Source organism: Oryzomicrobium sp. (genome assembly GCF_021287045.1).
Lineage (GTDB): Bacteria > Pseudomonadota > Gammaproteobacteria > Burkholderiales > Rhodocyclaceae > Oryzomicrobium.
Genome location: NZ_JAJTBG010000004.1, coordinates 198,251 through 213,101, shown reverse-complemented (window position 1 = coordinate 213,101; position 14,851 = coordinate 198,251). Strand labels below are relative to the sequence as shown.

General features: G+C 66.0%; 14 protein-coding genes. 2 read left to right on the top strand and 12 right to left on the bottom strand.

All coding sequences use genetic code 11. From position 1 onward, the window contains the following. Positions 1-93: 93 nt before the first annotated feature. Positions 94-1,740 (top strand): L-lactate permease, encoded by a 1,647-nt coding sequence (gene lldP / locus LWW89_RS06105; RefSeq protein ID WP_293262734.1) that lies wholly within the window; start codon positions 94-96, stop codon positions 1,738-1,740. A gap of 81 nt (positions 1,741-1,821) precedes the next feature. Continuing rightward, complete coding sequence (locus tag LWW89_RS06100) at positions 1,822-2,655, top strand: pyruvate, water dikinase regulatory protein (protein ID WP_293262731.1); 834 nt, start codon at positions 1,822-1,824, stop codon at positions 2,653-2,655. A 91-nt stretch (positions 2,656-2,746) separates the two neighbouring features. On the opposite strand, the gene LWW89_RS06095 is transcribed toward LWW89_RS06100, so the two are convergent. From LWW89_RS06095 to uppS, 12 genes are all read right to left on the bottom strand, one after another. Next, entirely contained in the window at positions 2,747-3,559 is an 813-nt protein-coding gene (locus LWW89_RS06095) for an RNA methyltransferase (RefSeq protein WP_293262728.1), read from the bottom strand. 79 nt (positions 3,560-3,638) lie between these two features. Continuing rightward, on the bottom strand, positions 3,639-4,253 hold the full coding sequence (gene rnhB / locus LWW89_RS06090) for a ribonuclease HII (RefSeq protein ID WP_293262725.1): 615 nt from the start codon (positions 4,251-4,253) through the stop codon (positions 3,639-3,641). Next, positions 4,246-5,448 (bottom strand): lipid-A-disaccharide synthase, encoded by a 1,203-nt coding sequence (gene lpxB, locus LWW89_RS06085; RefSeq protein WP_293262722.1) that lies wholly within the window; start codon positions 5,446-5,448, stop codon positions 4,246-4,248. The genes rnhB and lpxB overlap by 8 nt, the downstream gene beginning before the upstream one ends. Positions 5,449-5,451: 3 nt before the next feature. Continuing rightward, positions 5,452-6,228: an acyl-ACP--UDP-N-acetylglucosamine O-acyltransferase gene (gene lpxA, locus LWW89_RS06080; RefSeq protein WP_293262719.1), complete on the bottom strand. Its 777-nt coding sequence runs from the start codon at positions 6,226-6,228 to the stop codon at positions 5,452-5,454. Beyond that, positions 6,225-6,662, bottom strand: coding sequence for a 3-hydroxyacyl-ACP dehydratase FabZ (fabZ, locus tag LWW89_RS06075; RefSeq protein WP_293262716.1), 438 nt, complete (start codon positions 6,660-6,662; stop codon positions 6,225-6,227). Before fabZ ends, lpxA begins: the two co-directional genes overlap by 4 nt. Before the next feature lie 5 nt (positions 6,663-6,667). Further along, positions 6,668-7,639, bottom strand: a complete 972-nt coding sequence (gene lpxD / locus LWW89_RS06070) for a UDP-3-O-(3-hydroxymyristoyl)glucosamine N-acyltransferase (protein WP_293262713.1) — start codon at positions 7,637-7,639, stop codon at positions 6,668-6,670. A 31-nt stretch (positions 7,640-7,670) separates the two neighbouring features. After that, complete coding sequence (locus tag LWW89_RS06065; protein ID WP_293262710.1) at positions 7,671-8,186, bottom strand: OmpH family outer membrane protein; 516 nt, start codon at positions 8,184-8,186, stop codon at positions 7,671-7,673. 14 nt (positions 8,187-8,200) lie between these two features. Then, complete coding sequence (gene bamA / locus LWW89_RS06060; protein WP_293262707.1) at positions 8,201-10,513, bottom strand: outer membrane protein assembly factor BamA; 2,313 nt, start codon at positions 10,511-10,513, stop codon at positions 8,201-8,203. A gap of 2 nt (positions 10,514-10,515) precedes the next feature. Next, positions 10,516-11,880, bottom strand: coding sequence for an RIP metalloprotease RseP (gene rseP / locus LWW89_RS06055; RefSeq protein ID WP_293262704.1), 1,365 nt, complete (start codon positions 11,878-11,880; stop codon positions 10,516-10,518). Between the two features lie 147 nt (positions 11,881-12,027). Next, positions 12,028-13,209, bottom strand: a complete 1,182-nt coding sequence (gene ispC / locus LWW89_RS06050) for a 1-deoxy-D-xylulose-5-phosphate reductoisomerase (protein ID WP_293262701.1) — start codon at positions 13,207-13,209, stop codon at positions 12,028-12,030. A 25-nt stretch (positions 13,210-13,234) separates the two neighbouring features. Continuing rightward, on the bottom strand, positions 13,235-14,071 hold the full coding sequence (locus LWW89_RS06045; RefSeq protein WP_293262698.1) for a phosphatidate cytidylyltransferase: 837 nt from the start codon (positions 14,069-14,071) through the stop codon (positions 13,235-13,237). Continuing rightward, complete coding sequence (uppS, locus tag LWW89_RS06040) at positions 14,064-14,834, bottom strand: polyprenyl diphosphate synthase (RefSeq protein WP_293262695.1); 771 nt, start codon at positions 14,832-14,834, stop codon at positions 14,064-14,066. The genes LWW89_RS06045 and uppS overlap by 8 nt, the downstream gene beginning before the upstream one ends. Positions 14,835-14,851: the final 17 nt, after the last annotated feature.

The window sequence follows — 14,851 nt, the reverse complement described above, 5'->3', positions numbered from 1 at the left end:
CCACCAATAAAAACCGACCGCGAGGGACAACCCCAGCACCTTGTTTGATTCACTTCGACAAACCACCGCAATCCCTGAAGGAGGCTGTACCCCATGCAACCGTGGATGCAGATTTACGACCCCCTCGGCAACCTCTGGTTGTCGGCGCTGGTCGCCGCGCTGCCGATTTTCTTCTTCTTCATCGCGCTCGCCGTCCTGCGCATGAAGGGGCACATCGCCGGCACCATCACCGTGGCCATCGCCCTGGCCGTGGCCGTGTTCTTCTACAAGATGCCGGTGCCGATGGCCCTGGCCTCGGCCGGTTACGGCTTCCTCTACGGGCTGTGGCCGATCGCCTGGATCATCGTGGCCGCCGTGTTCCTCTACAAGATCACGGTCAAGACCGGCCAGTTCGACGTCATCCGCTCGTCGGTGGTGTCGATCACCGATGACCAGCGCCTGCAAATGCTGCTGGTGGGCTTTGCCTTCGGCGCCTTCCTCGAAGGCGCAGCCGGCTTCGGCGCTCCCGTGGCCATCACCGCCGCCCTGCTGGTCGGCCTGGGCTTCAACCCGCTCTACGCCGCCGGCCTGTGCCTGATCGCCAACACCGCTCCGGTGGCCTTCGGCGCCATGGGCATCCCCATCACCGTGGCCGGCCAAGTGACCGGCATCGACGCCTTCAAGATCGGCCAGGCCGCCGGCCGCCAGCTGCCGCTCTTGTCGGTGATCGTGCCCTTCTGGCTGGTGATGATGATGGACGGCCTGCGCGGCGTACGCGAGACCTGGCCGGCAATCCTGGTGGCCGGCCTGTCGTTTGCCGTGACCCAGTACTTCACCGCCAACTTCATCGGCCCGGAACTGCCGGACATCACCTCGGCCCTGGTCAGCCTGATCTGCCTGACCGTGTTCCTGAAGAACTGGAAGCCGAAGAACATCTTCCGCTTCGACAAGCAGCACCACGCCGAGCTGGGCGAAGACAAGCACTACACCTTCGGCCAGATCGCCAAGGCCTGGTCGCCCTTCGTCATCCTGACCGTCATGGTCACCATCTGGAGCCTGAAGCCCTTCAAGGCCCTGTTCGCCAAGGACGGCGCCCTGTACGGCACGGTGTTCCAGTTCCCGGTGCCCATGCTCGACAAGCTGGTGACCAAGGTGGAGCCGATCGTCGCCAAGGCCACGCCCTACGCTGCGGTCTACAAGCTCGACCTGCTGGCCGCCACCGGCACCGCCATCTTCCTGTCGGCCATCATCACCATGCTGGTGCTCGGCATGAAGCCCTCCGATGCGGCCAAGACCCTGAAGGAGACCGTGGTCGAGCTGAAGCGCCCGATCTACTCCATCGGCATGGTGCTGGCGTTCGCCTTCGTCGCCAACTACTCCGGCTTGTCCGCCACCCTGGCCCTGCTGCTGGCCGGCACCGGCGCCCTGTTCCCGTTCTTCTCGCCGTTCCTCGGCTGGCTGGGCGTGTTCCTGACCGGCTCGGACACCTCGTCGAACGCCCTGTTCTGCTCCCTGCAAGCCACCACGGCGCACCAGGTGGGCGTTTCCGACACCCTGCTGGTGGCGGCCAACACCACCGGTGGCGTGACCGGCAAGATGATCTCGCCCCAGTCCATCGCCGTGGCTTGCGCCGCCGTGGGATTGGTGGGCAAGGAATCGGACCTGTTCCGCTTCACCGTCAAGCACAGCCTGCTGTTCGCCACCATGGTGGGCATCATCACCACCCTGCAGGCCTACGTGTTTACGTGGATGATTCCCTGAGTCCGGAATAGCAACTTCCAGTAAACTTCAACGGCGGCCTGTCACTGGCCGCCGTTTTTCTTTGCCCTCACCCTCTTCCCCATGAACTCGTCGATCAACCGCACCGTCTTCTACATTTCCGATGGCACCGGCATCACCGCCGAAACCCTGGCCCACAGCCTGCTCACCCAGTTCGAGGGCGTGAAGTTCAAGCCGGTGCGCGCGCCCTTCATCGACACCGAGGACAAGGCCCATGCCGCCGTGGCGCGCATCAACGAGGCGGCCCAGCGCGACGGCATCCGCCCGATCGTGTTCACCACCCTGGTGGACGGCAAGCTCTCGGCCATCGTCCATCAAGCCGACGCCTTCTGCCTGTCGTTCTTCGAGAGTTTCCTCGCCCCCCTGGAGGCCGAGCTGGGCGCGGTGTGCAACCACAGCGTGGGCAAGTCCCACGGTACCACCAACTCCACCGGCTACCAGAGCCGCATCGACGCCATCAACTACACCCTGGCCCACGACGACGGCATCACCGACCGCAACCTGATGGAAGCGGACGTGATCCTGGTGGGCGTGTCCCGCTGCGGCAAGACCCCCACCTCCCTGTACCTGGCCATGCAGTTCGGCGTAAAGGCAGCCAACTTCCCGCTCATCCCCGAGGACTTCGAGCGCATGAAGCTGCCGTCCACCATCGAGCGTTATCGGGAAAAGCTGTTCGGCCTGACCATCGACCCGGAGCGCCTCTCCCAGATCCGCGAAGAACGCCGGCCCAACAGCAAGTATGCGTCCCTGGCCAACTGCCAGTACGAAGTGCACGAGGCCGAAAAGCTGATGCGCCGCGAAGGCATCCGTTGGCTCGATTCCTCGTCCAAGTCCATCGAGGAAATCTCCACCACGGTGATGCAGGAAGTGCGCATCGAGCGCAGCGAAGACTTCTGAACACGGTGCCTTGAACAACCAAGGCAACCCAGACAACAAAAAACCCGGCCGAAGCCGGGTTTTTTGTTGGGCACGCCGGGTGCTCCCGTAATTATTTAACGCCGCGCCGACGCAGGGTGTCGAACAGGCAGACCGCAGCGGCGGCGGCCACGTTGAGGGATTCGACCCGGCCCGGCAGGGGGATCAGCACGCCGGTGGGCACGGCGGCCATCACCGCCGGGGAAACGCCCCGCCCCTCGGCGCCGAACACCCAGGCCACCGGCCCCTGGAATGGGGTATCGGCCATGGCGTAGAGGGAGGTGGCCCCGTCGAGCCGCGTCACCATGGGTGTTCCCCGGTAGCCCTTGAGGAAGGCGCACAGGTCCTGGCCCTCGAACAGGGTGGCGCGGAACTGGCCGCCCTGGGCAGCGCGCAGGGCCTTAGGGCTCCAGGGGTCGGCGCAGCCGGACGACAGGACGATCTGGCGGAAGCCGGCGGCGGCAGCGGTGCGGATCAGGGTGCCCAGGTTGCCCGGGTCCTGCACACCGTCGAGCAGCACCGCGTCGGCCTGGGGATCGGTCTGTTCCGGAAGCGCCGGCAGCTCGGCCACGGCCAGGAGGCCGGTCGGCGTCTCGGTGGGCGCCACGTCCCGCAGCAGGGAATCGGGCAGCACGTACAGGGGTGTGGCTCCGAGCAGCGGCCGGGCCAGGCAGGCGGCGATCTCGCCCGACGCCTGCGCTAGGGCGCTTTCCGCCACGTACAGCTCCCGGGGCTTGATGCGCACCGCCAGCAGGGCTTCGAGCAGATGCACGCCGTCGAGTAGCATCAGCCCCTCCTCCCGCCGCTCCCGGGCCGAGCCGGCGAGCTTCTTCAGGCGCTTGATGCGGGGGTTGTCCCGGGAATTGATGGTGCGGACGTTCTTCACGATGGAGGACGCAGGAAAAAGTATGGAAATGGGTAGGCCGGCTCCCCGCCGCAAGCCAAGGCAGCGGGGCGAGCGGGCGTCAGAGCAGGCTCAATTGTGCCACCGGACCGAAACTGCGCCGGTGGGCGACGCAGGGGCCGTGGGCCTGCAAGGCGTCCAGGTGGGCGGCAGTCGGGTAGCCCATGTGCTGGGCGAATCCGTAGGCCGGGTAGTCCCGGTCCAGGGCTTTCATCAGGGCGTCCCGGTGGGTCTTGGCCAGGATCGAGGCGGCGGCGATGCAGGCGTAGGTGCCGTCGCCCTTGACCACGGCCTCGGCCGGGCACAGCTCGGCCAGGGAACGGGGCACCTTGTTGCCGTCCACCAGGATCTTCTCCGGCGTCGCCCCCAGGCCCACCACCGCCCGGGTCATGGCCAGGAAGGTGGCCTGGAGAATGTTGATCCGGTCGATCTCTTCGGCGCTGGCTTCGGCCACCGCCCAGGCCAAGGCCTTCTCACGGATTTCCGGGGCCAGGGCGTCGCGGCGCTTTTCCGATAGCTTCTTCGAGTCGTTGAGGCCGACAATGGGCCGGGATGGATCGAGGATCACCGCAGCGGCCACCACCGGGCCAGCCAGAGGGCCGCGCCCGGCTTCGTCTACTCCGGCGATGCGCCCCGCCAGCCAGACCAGTGGCGCCTTGGCGACCTTCTCAGCCATGGGAGGCCGGCTGGGAGGCATAGACCGGCGGCGCGACGACGGCCGGGGCCACGCCCAGGGTCCGGAGCACCGCACCGGCGGCCCTCTCCGCCGCATTCTGGCGCAGCAGCAGGTGCTGGCGCTCGAACTCGTCCACCATGGCCGCCCTCACCTCCTTGTTCTGCTGCAGGTCGAGCAGGGCCGCCGCCAAGTTGGCCGGCGTGGCCTTTTCCTGCAACAGCTCGGGCACCACTTCGCGGTGGGCCAGGATGTTGGGTAGCCCCACCCAGGGCGAGATCGACATGCGCCGCCACAGGAAGGCCGACATCCGGGCCACCTTGTAGGTAATCACCATAGGGCGCTTCATCAGGGCGCACTCCAGGGAGGCGGTGCCGCTCGCCACCAGCACGGTATCGGCCGCCGCCATGGCGTCCTGGGCGTGGCCGAAGAGCAAGCGGAACGGCAGGTCCTGGGCGCCGGCGTGGTACAGGGCGGTCTCGAACTGGAGCCGGGTTTCCCGGGTGGCCAGGGGCACCAGGAACATGGCACCGGGCAGTTGCTCGACAATCAGCCTGGCCGTGGCGATGAAGGTGTCGGCCAAAAAATTGAGCTCGGTGGTGCGGCTGCCCGGCAGCAGGGCGAAGATCGGCGCGCCGGCGGGCAGGTCGAGCTTGTGGCGTGCCTCGGACTGGCTGACGTGGAGCGGGATCTGGTCGGCCAGGGGATGCCCCACGTAGGTGTTGGGGATGCCCTTGGCGTCGTACAGGGCCGGCTCGAAGGGCAACAGGCAGAGGATGTGGGACACCGCCTTGGCGATGCCCTTGATCCGCCCGGGACGCCAGGCCCAGATCGAGGGGCTGACGTAGTGCACCGTGGGCACGCCCTTGGCCTTGAGCCGCTTTTCCAGCCCCAGGTTGAAGTCCGGGGCGTCGATACCGATGAAGACGTCGGGCGGCTCGGCGAGCAGGCGCTTGACCAAGCCCTTGCGGATGCCGGACAGCTCCTTGATGTGCTTGAGCACCTCCACCAGGCCCATGACCGCCAGCTTTTCCTGGGGCCACCAGGAGTCGAGCCCCTGGGTGAGCATCTTCGGCCCGCCGATGCCGTAGTAGTGGGCGTCGGGCAGGCGTTCCTTGAGGGCGGCGATCAGGTTGGCGCCCAGGAGGTCGCCCGACGCCTCCCCCGCCACCATGGCGATGCGAAGGGGACGGGTCATGGCTTAACGCAGGATGCCGCGCTTGGACTGGGCGAGGAAGTCGACCAGAACGGCAAGCTCGGGATGGGCGCCGGCTTCGGCGGCGATCTTGTCGCGGGCCTCTTCCAGGGTCAGGCCGGAGCGGTAGAGGGTGCGGTAGGCGCGCTTGATCGCCATGACGCTCTCGGGAGAGAAGCCGCGGCGCTTCAGGCCTTCGCTGTTGATCCCCTTGGGAGCCGGGTTGTTGCCGACGGCCATCACGTAGGGCGGCAGGTCCTGGAACAGGATGGTGCCGCCGCCGGTCATGGCGTGGGCGCCGATGTGCACGAACTGGTGCACCCCGGTCATGCCGCCCAGGATCACCCAGTCCTCCACATGCACGTGGCCGGCGATCTGGGCGTTGCTGGCGAAGATGGTGTGGTTGCCGACAACGCAGTCATGGGCGATGTGCACATAGCCCATGATCCAGTTGTCGTTGCCGATGCGCGTCTCGCCCGCATCCTGGATCGTGCCGGTATGGAACGAGCAGAATTCGCGGATGGTGTTGCGGTCGCCGATCACCAGCTTGGTCGGTTCCCCGTCGTACTTCTTGTCCTGGGGAATACCGCCCAGGGCGCAGAAGTGATGGATCTGGTTGTCCCGGCCGATCTCGGTATGGCCCTCGATCACCGTGTGGGAGCCGACGGAGGTGTTGTCGCCGATGACGACGTTCTCGCCGATGACGCTGTAGGGGCCGATGGAGACTTTATCCCCCAGCCGGGCTCCCGGGCTGACGACGGCGGTCGGGTGGATCTGGGTCATTCGATGGTCCGCACCGCGCAGAGGAGTTCGGTTTCGCATACAGTCTGGCCGTCCACCTGGGCCACGGCCTTGAAACGGCCGATGCCGGCCTTGACCTTGTCCACGGTGACGTGCAGGTGCAGCTGGTCGCCCGGCACCACCGGCTTCTTGAAGCGGGTCTTGTCCACGCCGGCCAGGTAGTAGACGGTCTTCTCGTTGGGCTTGTCGCCGGTGGAGGTGAATGCCAGGACGCCGGCGGCCTGGGCCAGGGCTTCGACGATCAGCACACCGGGGAACACCGGATTGCCGGGGAAGTGGCCTTGGAACATCGGCTCGTTGATCGACACGTTCTTGAGCGCATGTACGGTCTTGCCCGGCTCGATGGCCAGGATGCGGTCGATCATGAGGAACGGGTAGCGATGCGGCAGGTGCTCCATCACTGCCTTAATGTCCATGGAATTCAATTGGTTCCCTCTGATTTTTCAAGTTTTTTCTCAAGCTCGCGGACCCGCTTCGCCAGCTTGTCCAGATGGCGCAGGTGGGCCGCGTTCTTGAGCCAGCCCTCGTGGGCTTCGAGCGGGTAGGCGGCCGTGTAGTGACCGGGATTGGGCAGGTTGCGGGCCACTAGGGTAGCGCCGGAAATATGCACGTCGTCCCCCAGGGTCAGGTGCCCGCTGATCATGCCGGCACCGCCGATGGTGCAGCGGGCACCGATCTTGGTGCTGCCGGCAATGCCGACGCAACCGGCCATGGCCGTGTGCTCGCCGATCTGGACGTTATGGGCGACCATCACCAGGTTGTCGATCTTGACGCCGTTGCCGATCACCGTGTCGTCGATGGCCCCCCGGTCGATGGTCGAATTGGCGCCGATTTCCACGTCGTCGCCGATCACCACCCGGCCGATCTGGGGAATCTTCACCCAGGCGGCGCCGTCCTTGGCAAAGCCGAAGCCGTCGGCGCCGATCACCGCGCCGGCCTGGATCACGCAACGGCGGCCGATGACGCAGTGGTGGTAGACCACGGCGTTCGGGTAGATCACCGTGTCGTCGCCGATCTCGACCCCGTCACCGATCACGCAGCCGGCGTGGATGACCACGTTGCGTCCCAGCACCACTCCCTCACCGATCACCGCGCTGGGGTGAACGGGCGGATTGGGCAGCGCCGCCGGGTACAGCAACTGGGCAACCCGGGCGTAATAGAGGTAGGAGTTGGCCGCGACGATGTGCGGCCGGTCCGTACCGTCCGCCGCCGAGGGTGGAACGATCACCGCCGAAGCGGCGGTTTCTGCCAGCTGGCCCCGATACTTGGGATTGGCGAGGAAGGCGATGTCGCCCTCCCCCGCCTGGGCCAGAGTGCCGATGCTGCGGATAAGCGTATCGCCATCGCCGACCAGCTCGCCCCCCAAACGGGCGACGATGTCCGCCAGGCGCATTCCCTGGCCCGCCAAAGTCAGGCCAGCCAATTTACTTGGCGGCCGCTTTGTCGTCGGACAGGGCCTTGATGACCTTGTCGGTGATGTCCAGGCGCGGGTTCGCCCAGACCGCATCCTGCAGGATCAGGTCGTACTTCTCGGACTCGGCGATGGCCTTGATGGCCTTGTTGGCCCGCTCCAGGACCGCCGCCATCTCTTCGTTCTGGCGCAGGTTCAGGTCTTCGCGGAACTCGCGCTGCTTGCGCTGGAAATCCCGGTTCAGATCGTTGATTTCCCGTTCCTTGTTGCGGCGATCGCTTTCGGACAGGGTCACGGCGTTCTTTTCCAGGCCTTCCTGGAGGCTCTGGAGCTTCTTGGCCATGGCCTGGAGCTCCTGGTCGCGCTTGGAGAATTCGCCGTCCAGCTTCTTCTGCGCCTTGACCGCGGCGGGGGCGTCGCGGAAAACGCGCTGGGTGTTCACAAAACCGATTTTCGTGTCGGCGGCGGCAGTGCCAGCCAGGCCGAACAGGGCGGCGGACAGGGCCACCGCGAGCATCTTGCGTTTCAACTTGTACTCCTAGATCAGAAAACCGTTCCGAACTGGAACTGGAAGCGCTGCGTCTTATCGTCTTCCTTCTTGTTCAGCGCATTGGCGATGCTGAATTTTAACGGGCCGAGCGGAGAACTCCAAGAAAGGGCGAGACCGGTCGAATAGCGCAGGTCCGATACTGCGAATTTCTCGTAGCGGCCGTAATCGTCGCCGGAGCCGTACACCTGGCCGGCGTCGGCGAACCAGGACAGGCGCAGGGACTTGTCCACGCCGGAGCCTGGGAACGGGAAGAGCAGTTCGCTGCTGAGCAGGAAGCGCTTTTGGCCGCCGATGGCTTCGCCGTCCTGCTTCGGCCCCAGGCTGGATTGCTGGTAGCCGCGCACCGAGCTCACGCCGCCGGCATAGAAGTTCTTGTAGAAGGGCAGATCCTTACCACCGTAACCACCTGCAATGCCCACCTCGCCGTTGACCATCAGGGTGAAGGTCTGGGACAGGGGGAAGAAGCGCTGGTGCTGGGCCGACAGGCGGTAGAAGCGCAACGTGCCACCCGGGGTGGACACTTCGCCGCCGACCCGGGTGTAGGCGCCGGAAGTCGTGTAGATCAGGCTGTCCTTGGTATCCCGGGACCAGCCGGACGACAGCAGCACGCTGGAGTTGTTATTGCCGTTCTTGGCCACGAAGTCCTGGTAGAGACGGCGGCTGTCCGAGAACAGGGTCACGTTGGTGCTGTCGTAGCCGACGCCGAGGCTAATCGCTTCCTTTTCGGCGATCGGCACGCCCCAGCGCACGCCGCCGCCCCAAGAGACCGTCTTATAGGTCTGCACGTAGGTGGACGACAGGGAGGGGTCGTAGGTCTTCTTGTAGACGTCGAAGCCCTGGCTGATTCCGTCCTGGGTGAAGTAGGGGTTGGTGTAGGACAGGGCGTAGGTCTTGAAGGCCTTGGCCGTGTTGATCTGCAGGGACAGGAAGTTGCCGCTGCCGAACAGGTTGGACTGGGAAATGGAGCCGGACAGGATCACCTTGTCGGCGCTGGAGAAGCCGGCGCCGAGCATGATGTTGCCGGTAGGCTTCTCGGTCACGCCGACGTTCACGTCCACTTGGTCGGAGGTGCCGGGCACCGCGGGGGTTTCCACCGTGACTTCGGAGAAATAGCCGGTCTTGTCGATGCGCTGCTTGGACAGCTGAATCTTGTCGGCGTCGTACCAGCCGCCCTCCATCTGGCGCATTTCGCGGCGCACCACCTCGTCGCGGGTCTTGGTGTTGCCGGCGACGTTGATGCGGCGGACATAGACGCGCTTGCCCGGGTCCACGAAGATGGTGAAGGCCACCTGGCGCTTTTCCTTGTCCACCTCGGGTGCGGCGTTCACGTTGGCGAAGGCGTAGCCCTGGGCGCCGAGACGCTCGGAAATGGCCTTGGTGGAAGCGTTGAGCTTCTCCCGGGAGAAAACGTCGCCGGCGTGGAGCGTCACCGCCTTCTTGTACTCTTCTTCCGGCAGCAGGGACAGGTCGCCGGCCAACTTCACCGAGGACACCTGATAGCGTTCGCCCTCGTTGAGGTTGATGGTGATGAAGATGCTCTTCTTGTCCGGGCTGATCGACACCTGGGTGGACTCGATGTTGAAGTCCAGATAGCCCCGGTTCTGGTAGTAGGAGCGCAGGGTTTCCAGGTCGGCGGACAGCTTCTGCTTGGAATACTGGTCGTTCTTGGTGTACCAGGACAGCCAGGTCGGCGTGGTCAGCTGGAACAGGTTGAGCAGGTCTTTCTCTTTGAAAGCCTGGGCGCCGACGATGTTGATCTCCTGGATCTTCGCCACGTCGCCTTCGTCGATGGTGAAGTTGACACCCACCCGGTTGCGCTCCAGCGGAGTCACCGTGGTCTTGATCTGGGCAGCGTACTTGCCCCGGGCCAGGTATTGGCGCTTCAGCTCCTGCTCGGCCTTGTCCAGCATGGCCCGGTCGAAGATGCGCGACTCGGCGATGCCGATTTCCTTGAGAGCCTTGAGGATCTGGTCCTTCTCGAACTCCTTCATGCCGACGAAATCGATCTTGGCGATGGCCGGCCGCTCTTCCAGGGCCACCACCAGCACGTCGTTGTCGACCTCGATGCGCACGTCCTTGAAGAAGCCCGTGGCGAACAGGGCCTTGATGGCCTGGGAGGCCTTTTCGTCGGTCATGGTCTCGCCGACCTTGACCGGGAGATAACTGAATACGGTACCGGCTTCGGTACGCTGGATGCCTTCGACGCGGATGTCCTTGACGACGAACGGTTCAAAGGCCCAGGCAGGCGCGGCGATCGCGGTGGCAAAAAGCCCCCCGATCAACCCCGCAAGGAGGTTTTTCTTCATAATCAACCGGTAGCGAGACGGGCGAAATCGTTATAAAGGGCGAATGCCATGAGGGCAAACAGCAGGGAAAGGCCAATCCGCTGCCCGACTTCCTGAGCGCGTTCGGACACGGGGCGGCCCCGCAAAAACTCCAGCATATGATACATCAGGTGCCCCCCGTCCAAGACGGGAATCGGCAAGAGATTGAGCACGCCGAGGCTGATCGAGACCAAGGCCATGAACTTGACGAAGGAGGCCCAGCCCAGCCGTGCCGACTGCCCGGCGTAGTCGGCGATGGTGACCGGTCCGGACAGGTTTTTCAGCGAAACCTGCCCAATCAGCATCTTGCCGAACATCTGTACGCTGAACAGGGATTTTTCCCAGGTTTCCCGGACGGCGCGGCGCAGGGATTCCCCCAGGGGATAGCGCACCGTCACCGCCATGGCCGGCAGGTCGCCCGGATTGGCCACACCGACGCCGATGCGGCCGATGGGCTTGCCCCGGTCGTTGTCCTCGGCCGGGGTCACTGTGAACTCCAGCACCGCGTCGCCGCGGCGGACTTCCAGTTGCAACGGCCGGCCCGGCGCCTCCCGGACGGCCATCACCACGTCGCTCCAGGCCCGGACATCGCGGCCGTCGATAGCCAGGACCAGGTCCCCGGCCTGCAACCCGACTGCGGCCGCCGGGCCGGATTCGGCCACGCTGCCCAGCCGCGGCGCCACCAACGGGCGGAACAGGGTGATGCCGAGCTTTTCCGGCAATTCCGCCTCCAGGCCGACCTCGGCCAGGGTCGGGCCTACCAGGACCCGCCGGTCGTTGATTTCGCCGCGCTGATTGCGGGTTTCCAGGACGATGAAATCGCCGTTGCCCACCTGGCGCAGCAATTGCCAGTGCAGATCCTGGAACGACGCCACGTCGCGGCCATCGAGGCGCAGTACCTCGTCCCCGTTCTCCACCCCGGCCGCCGCCAGCGCCGACCCCGCCGGCGGCGTGCCGAGCAAGGGCCGCAGTTCGGGCGCGCCCTGCCAGAACACCACGGTGTAGAGCAGGACGGCAAGCAGGAGATTGGCCAGGGGGCCGGCGGCGACGATGGCCATGCGCCGTCCCACCGGCTGGACGTTGAATGCCCGATGACGCTCGTCGGGCGGCACGCTGCCCTCGCGCTCGTCGAGCATTTTCACGTACCCCCCCAGAGGAAAGGCCGCCAGCACCCATTCGGTGCCGTCACGGCCCTGGCGGCGCCACAGGGGCTGGCCGAAGCCCACGGAAAAACGCAACACCTTGACGCCGCACCAGCGCGCCACGGCGAAATGGCCGAGTTCATGGACGACGATCAGCACGCCCAGGACCACGGCAAACGAGACGGCGTAGTGGATAAAAGCGCTCACCTTGTCTTCTCGCAAAAGGCTGCGGTGAGTGGCTTCCGGATCAGCGCCCGGAATCTCTCCGCCAAGGATTGGTGAAGCCCTCCCCGCCCCGGGCCGGAATGGCCGCGCAGCGAAAAAGGGCGTGGGATAGCCCCCGGATGGGGGCTATCAATGTCCGGCGACCCGGCCCAGGGCCGCCTGGCGCGCCAGGCGGTCCGCTTCCCGGACGTCGCCCAGGGAGTGCACGGCGCCGGTACCGACCTCGTCCAGCACCGCCGCGATCAGCCGGGGGATGGCGGCAAAGCCGATGCGCCCGTCAAGAAAGGCGGCCACGGCCACTTCGTTGGCCGCGTTCAGCACCGCCGGACTGCGCCCGCCCTCGCGCAGGGCGCGGTAGGCCAGGCCCAGGCAGGGGAAGCGCTCCAGGTCCGGGGCTTCGAAATCGAGGCGGGCCACCTGGAACAGGTCCAGGGGCGCCACGCCGGAATCGATGCGCTCCGGGTAGGCCAAGGCGTGGGCGATCGGCGTGCGCATGTCCGGGTTGCCGAGCTGGGCCAGCACCGAGCCGTCCACGTACTCTACCAGCGAGTGGATGATGCTTTGCGGGTGAACCACCACGTCGATGCGCTCGGCGGGCAGGTTGAAGAGGAACGAGGCCTCGATCACCTCCAGCCCCTTATTCATCAAGGTCGCCGAATCCACCGAAATCTTGGGCCCCATGGACCACTTGGGATGAGCCACCGCCTGGGCCGGCGTCACCGCCGCCATGGCCTCGGCCGGGGTGGTGCGGAAGGGGCCGCCCGAGGCGGTGAGCAGGATGCGCCGCACTCCGTCGTCGTCCAGATTGCGCGAAAAGCCCCGGGGCAAGGACTGGAAGATCGCGTTGTGCTCGCTGTCGATGGGCAGGAGGACGGCACCGTTCTCCCGTACTGCCGCCATGAACACGGGCCCGGCCATGACCAGGGCCTCCTTGTTGGCCAGCAATACCCGCTTGCCTGCCCGGGCCGCCGCCAGGGCGGATTCCAGCCCGGCGGCGCCGACGATGGCCGCCATCACCGCATCGACTTGTTCGTGAGCCGCCACCTGGATCAAACCCTGCTCGCCCCACAGCACTTCGGTGGCGATGCCGTCGGCGCGCAACGCGCCGGCCAGGGCCGCAGCCTGCTCGGCGGTGGCCGCCACCGCGCAATTGGGCCGGAACTCGCGGCACAGGTCGGCCAGTTCGGCCATGCGCTGGAAGGCGGTCAGGGCGAAGACACGGTAACGGTCGGGATGGCGCCGCACCACGTCCAGGGTGCTGCCGCCGATGGAGCCGGTGGCGCCGAGAATGGTAAGGGTCTGCACGGACATGGGATTGACGCCGGGACGGCCAGGATCAGCGCTGGAAGGCCAGCCAGAGCAAAGTCACCAGCGGCAGGGTGGAAGTGAGGCTGTCGATGCGGTCGAGCACGCCGCCATGACCCGGCAGGAGTTGGCTGCTGTCCTTGATACCGGATTGGCGCTTGAGCAGGGACTCGAACAGGTCGCCGATGATGCTGACGGCAGTCAGCAGGACCAGTCCCAGGACCAGCAGCGGCGCAGTGATGTCCAGGTAGTAGGGAAAGGTATAGCGCAGCACCAGACCATAAATGATCACGCCGACGCCGGCGCCCACGGCGCCTTCCCAGGTCTTGCCCGGGCTGATGTTGGGGGCCAGCTTGTGCTTGCCGAAGGCCCGACCGGAAAAATAGGCGGCGATGTCGGCCATCCACACCACGGCCATGATCGCCAGCAGCGGCCAGGGACCGAGGGCACGCAGCTGCACCAATGCCAGCCAGGTGGGCAGGATCACCACCAGCCCAACGGCCAGCCCCAGAGCACGGGACTTGAGGGGCCAGCGGTAGCGCAGCCAGAACGGCACGGCCACGACCCAGAAGAGCACCGAGGGGACGAGGAGAAAGCGTCCCACGCCCCAGCCCTGGTAGGCGAACCCGTCGCCGACGCCGAGCATGCCGGGCAAGAAGGCGATCAGCGCCAGGATCAGCGCCCCCAGCACCCCGCCCAGGGCGATCCGGGCGGTGGCGCCGAACTTCAGGAAGGCGCCCCACTCCCAGGCGGCCAGCACGGCGACCACGCCGCAGAACAGGGCCCAGCCGGTACGCGGCAGGTAGAAGATGGCGCCCAGGAAGACGAGCAGCAGGATGACCGCGGTGATGACCCGCGTCTTAAGCATGGGACGAAGGCGCGGCGGCCTGGAGTTGTTCGCTGGTGCGGCCGAAGCGGCGCTCGCGGCGGCGATAGGAGGCGATGGCAGCATCCAGGGCGGCCCGGTCGAACTCCGGCCAGAGGATGTCGGTGAAGTGCAGCTCGCTGTAGGCCAGCTGCCAAAGCAGGAAGTTGGAGATGCGCTGCTCGCCGCCGGTGCGGATGAACAGGTCGGGCTCCGGCGCGTAGGCCATGGCCAGGTAGGGCGCCAGATCGTCCTCGCTCCACGTGCCCTGCTTGGCCGGCTCGGCCAGGGCCAAGCGGTTGGCAGCCTGGAGGATGTCCCAGCGGCCGCCGTAGTTGGCGCAGATGGTCAGGGTAAGACGCTCGTTGCCGGCGGTCTGGGTCTCGGCGGCGGCGATCATCTCCTGCAGCGAGGAATCGAAACGGGACAGGTCGCCCACCACCCGCAGGCGCACGCCGTTGGCGTGCAAGCGCTTGACTTCCTGTTGCAGCGCCTTGACGAACAGCTGCATGAGGAAGCTCACCTCCCCTTCGGGGCGGCGCCAGTTCTCGGAACTGAAGGCGAACAGGGTGAGGTAGGCCACGCCCCGTTCCAGGCAGGCCTTGACCATGTCGCGCACGGTCTCGAGACCGCGGGTATGACCGGCGACGCGGGGAAGGAAGCGTTTCTTCGCCCAGCGGCCATTGCCATCCATGATGATGGCAATGTGCCGGGGAACATCGCCCACCGACGGGATACCGCCGGTGGAGCTGACAAACGATGACATAGGTGGAAAGAGCGGGA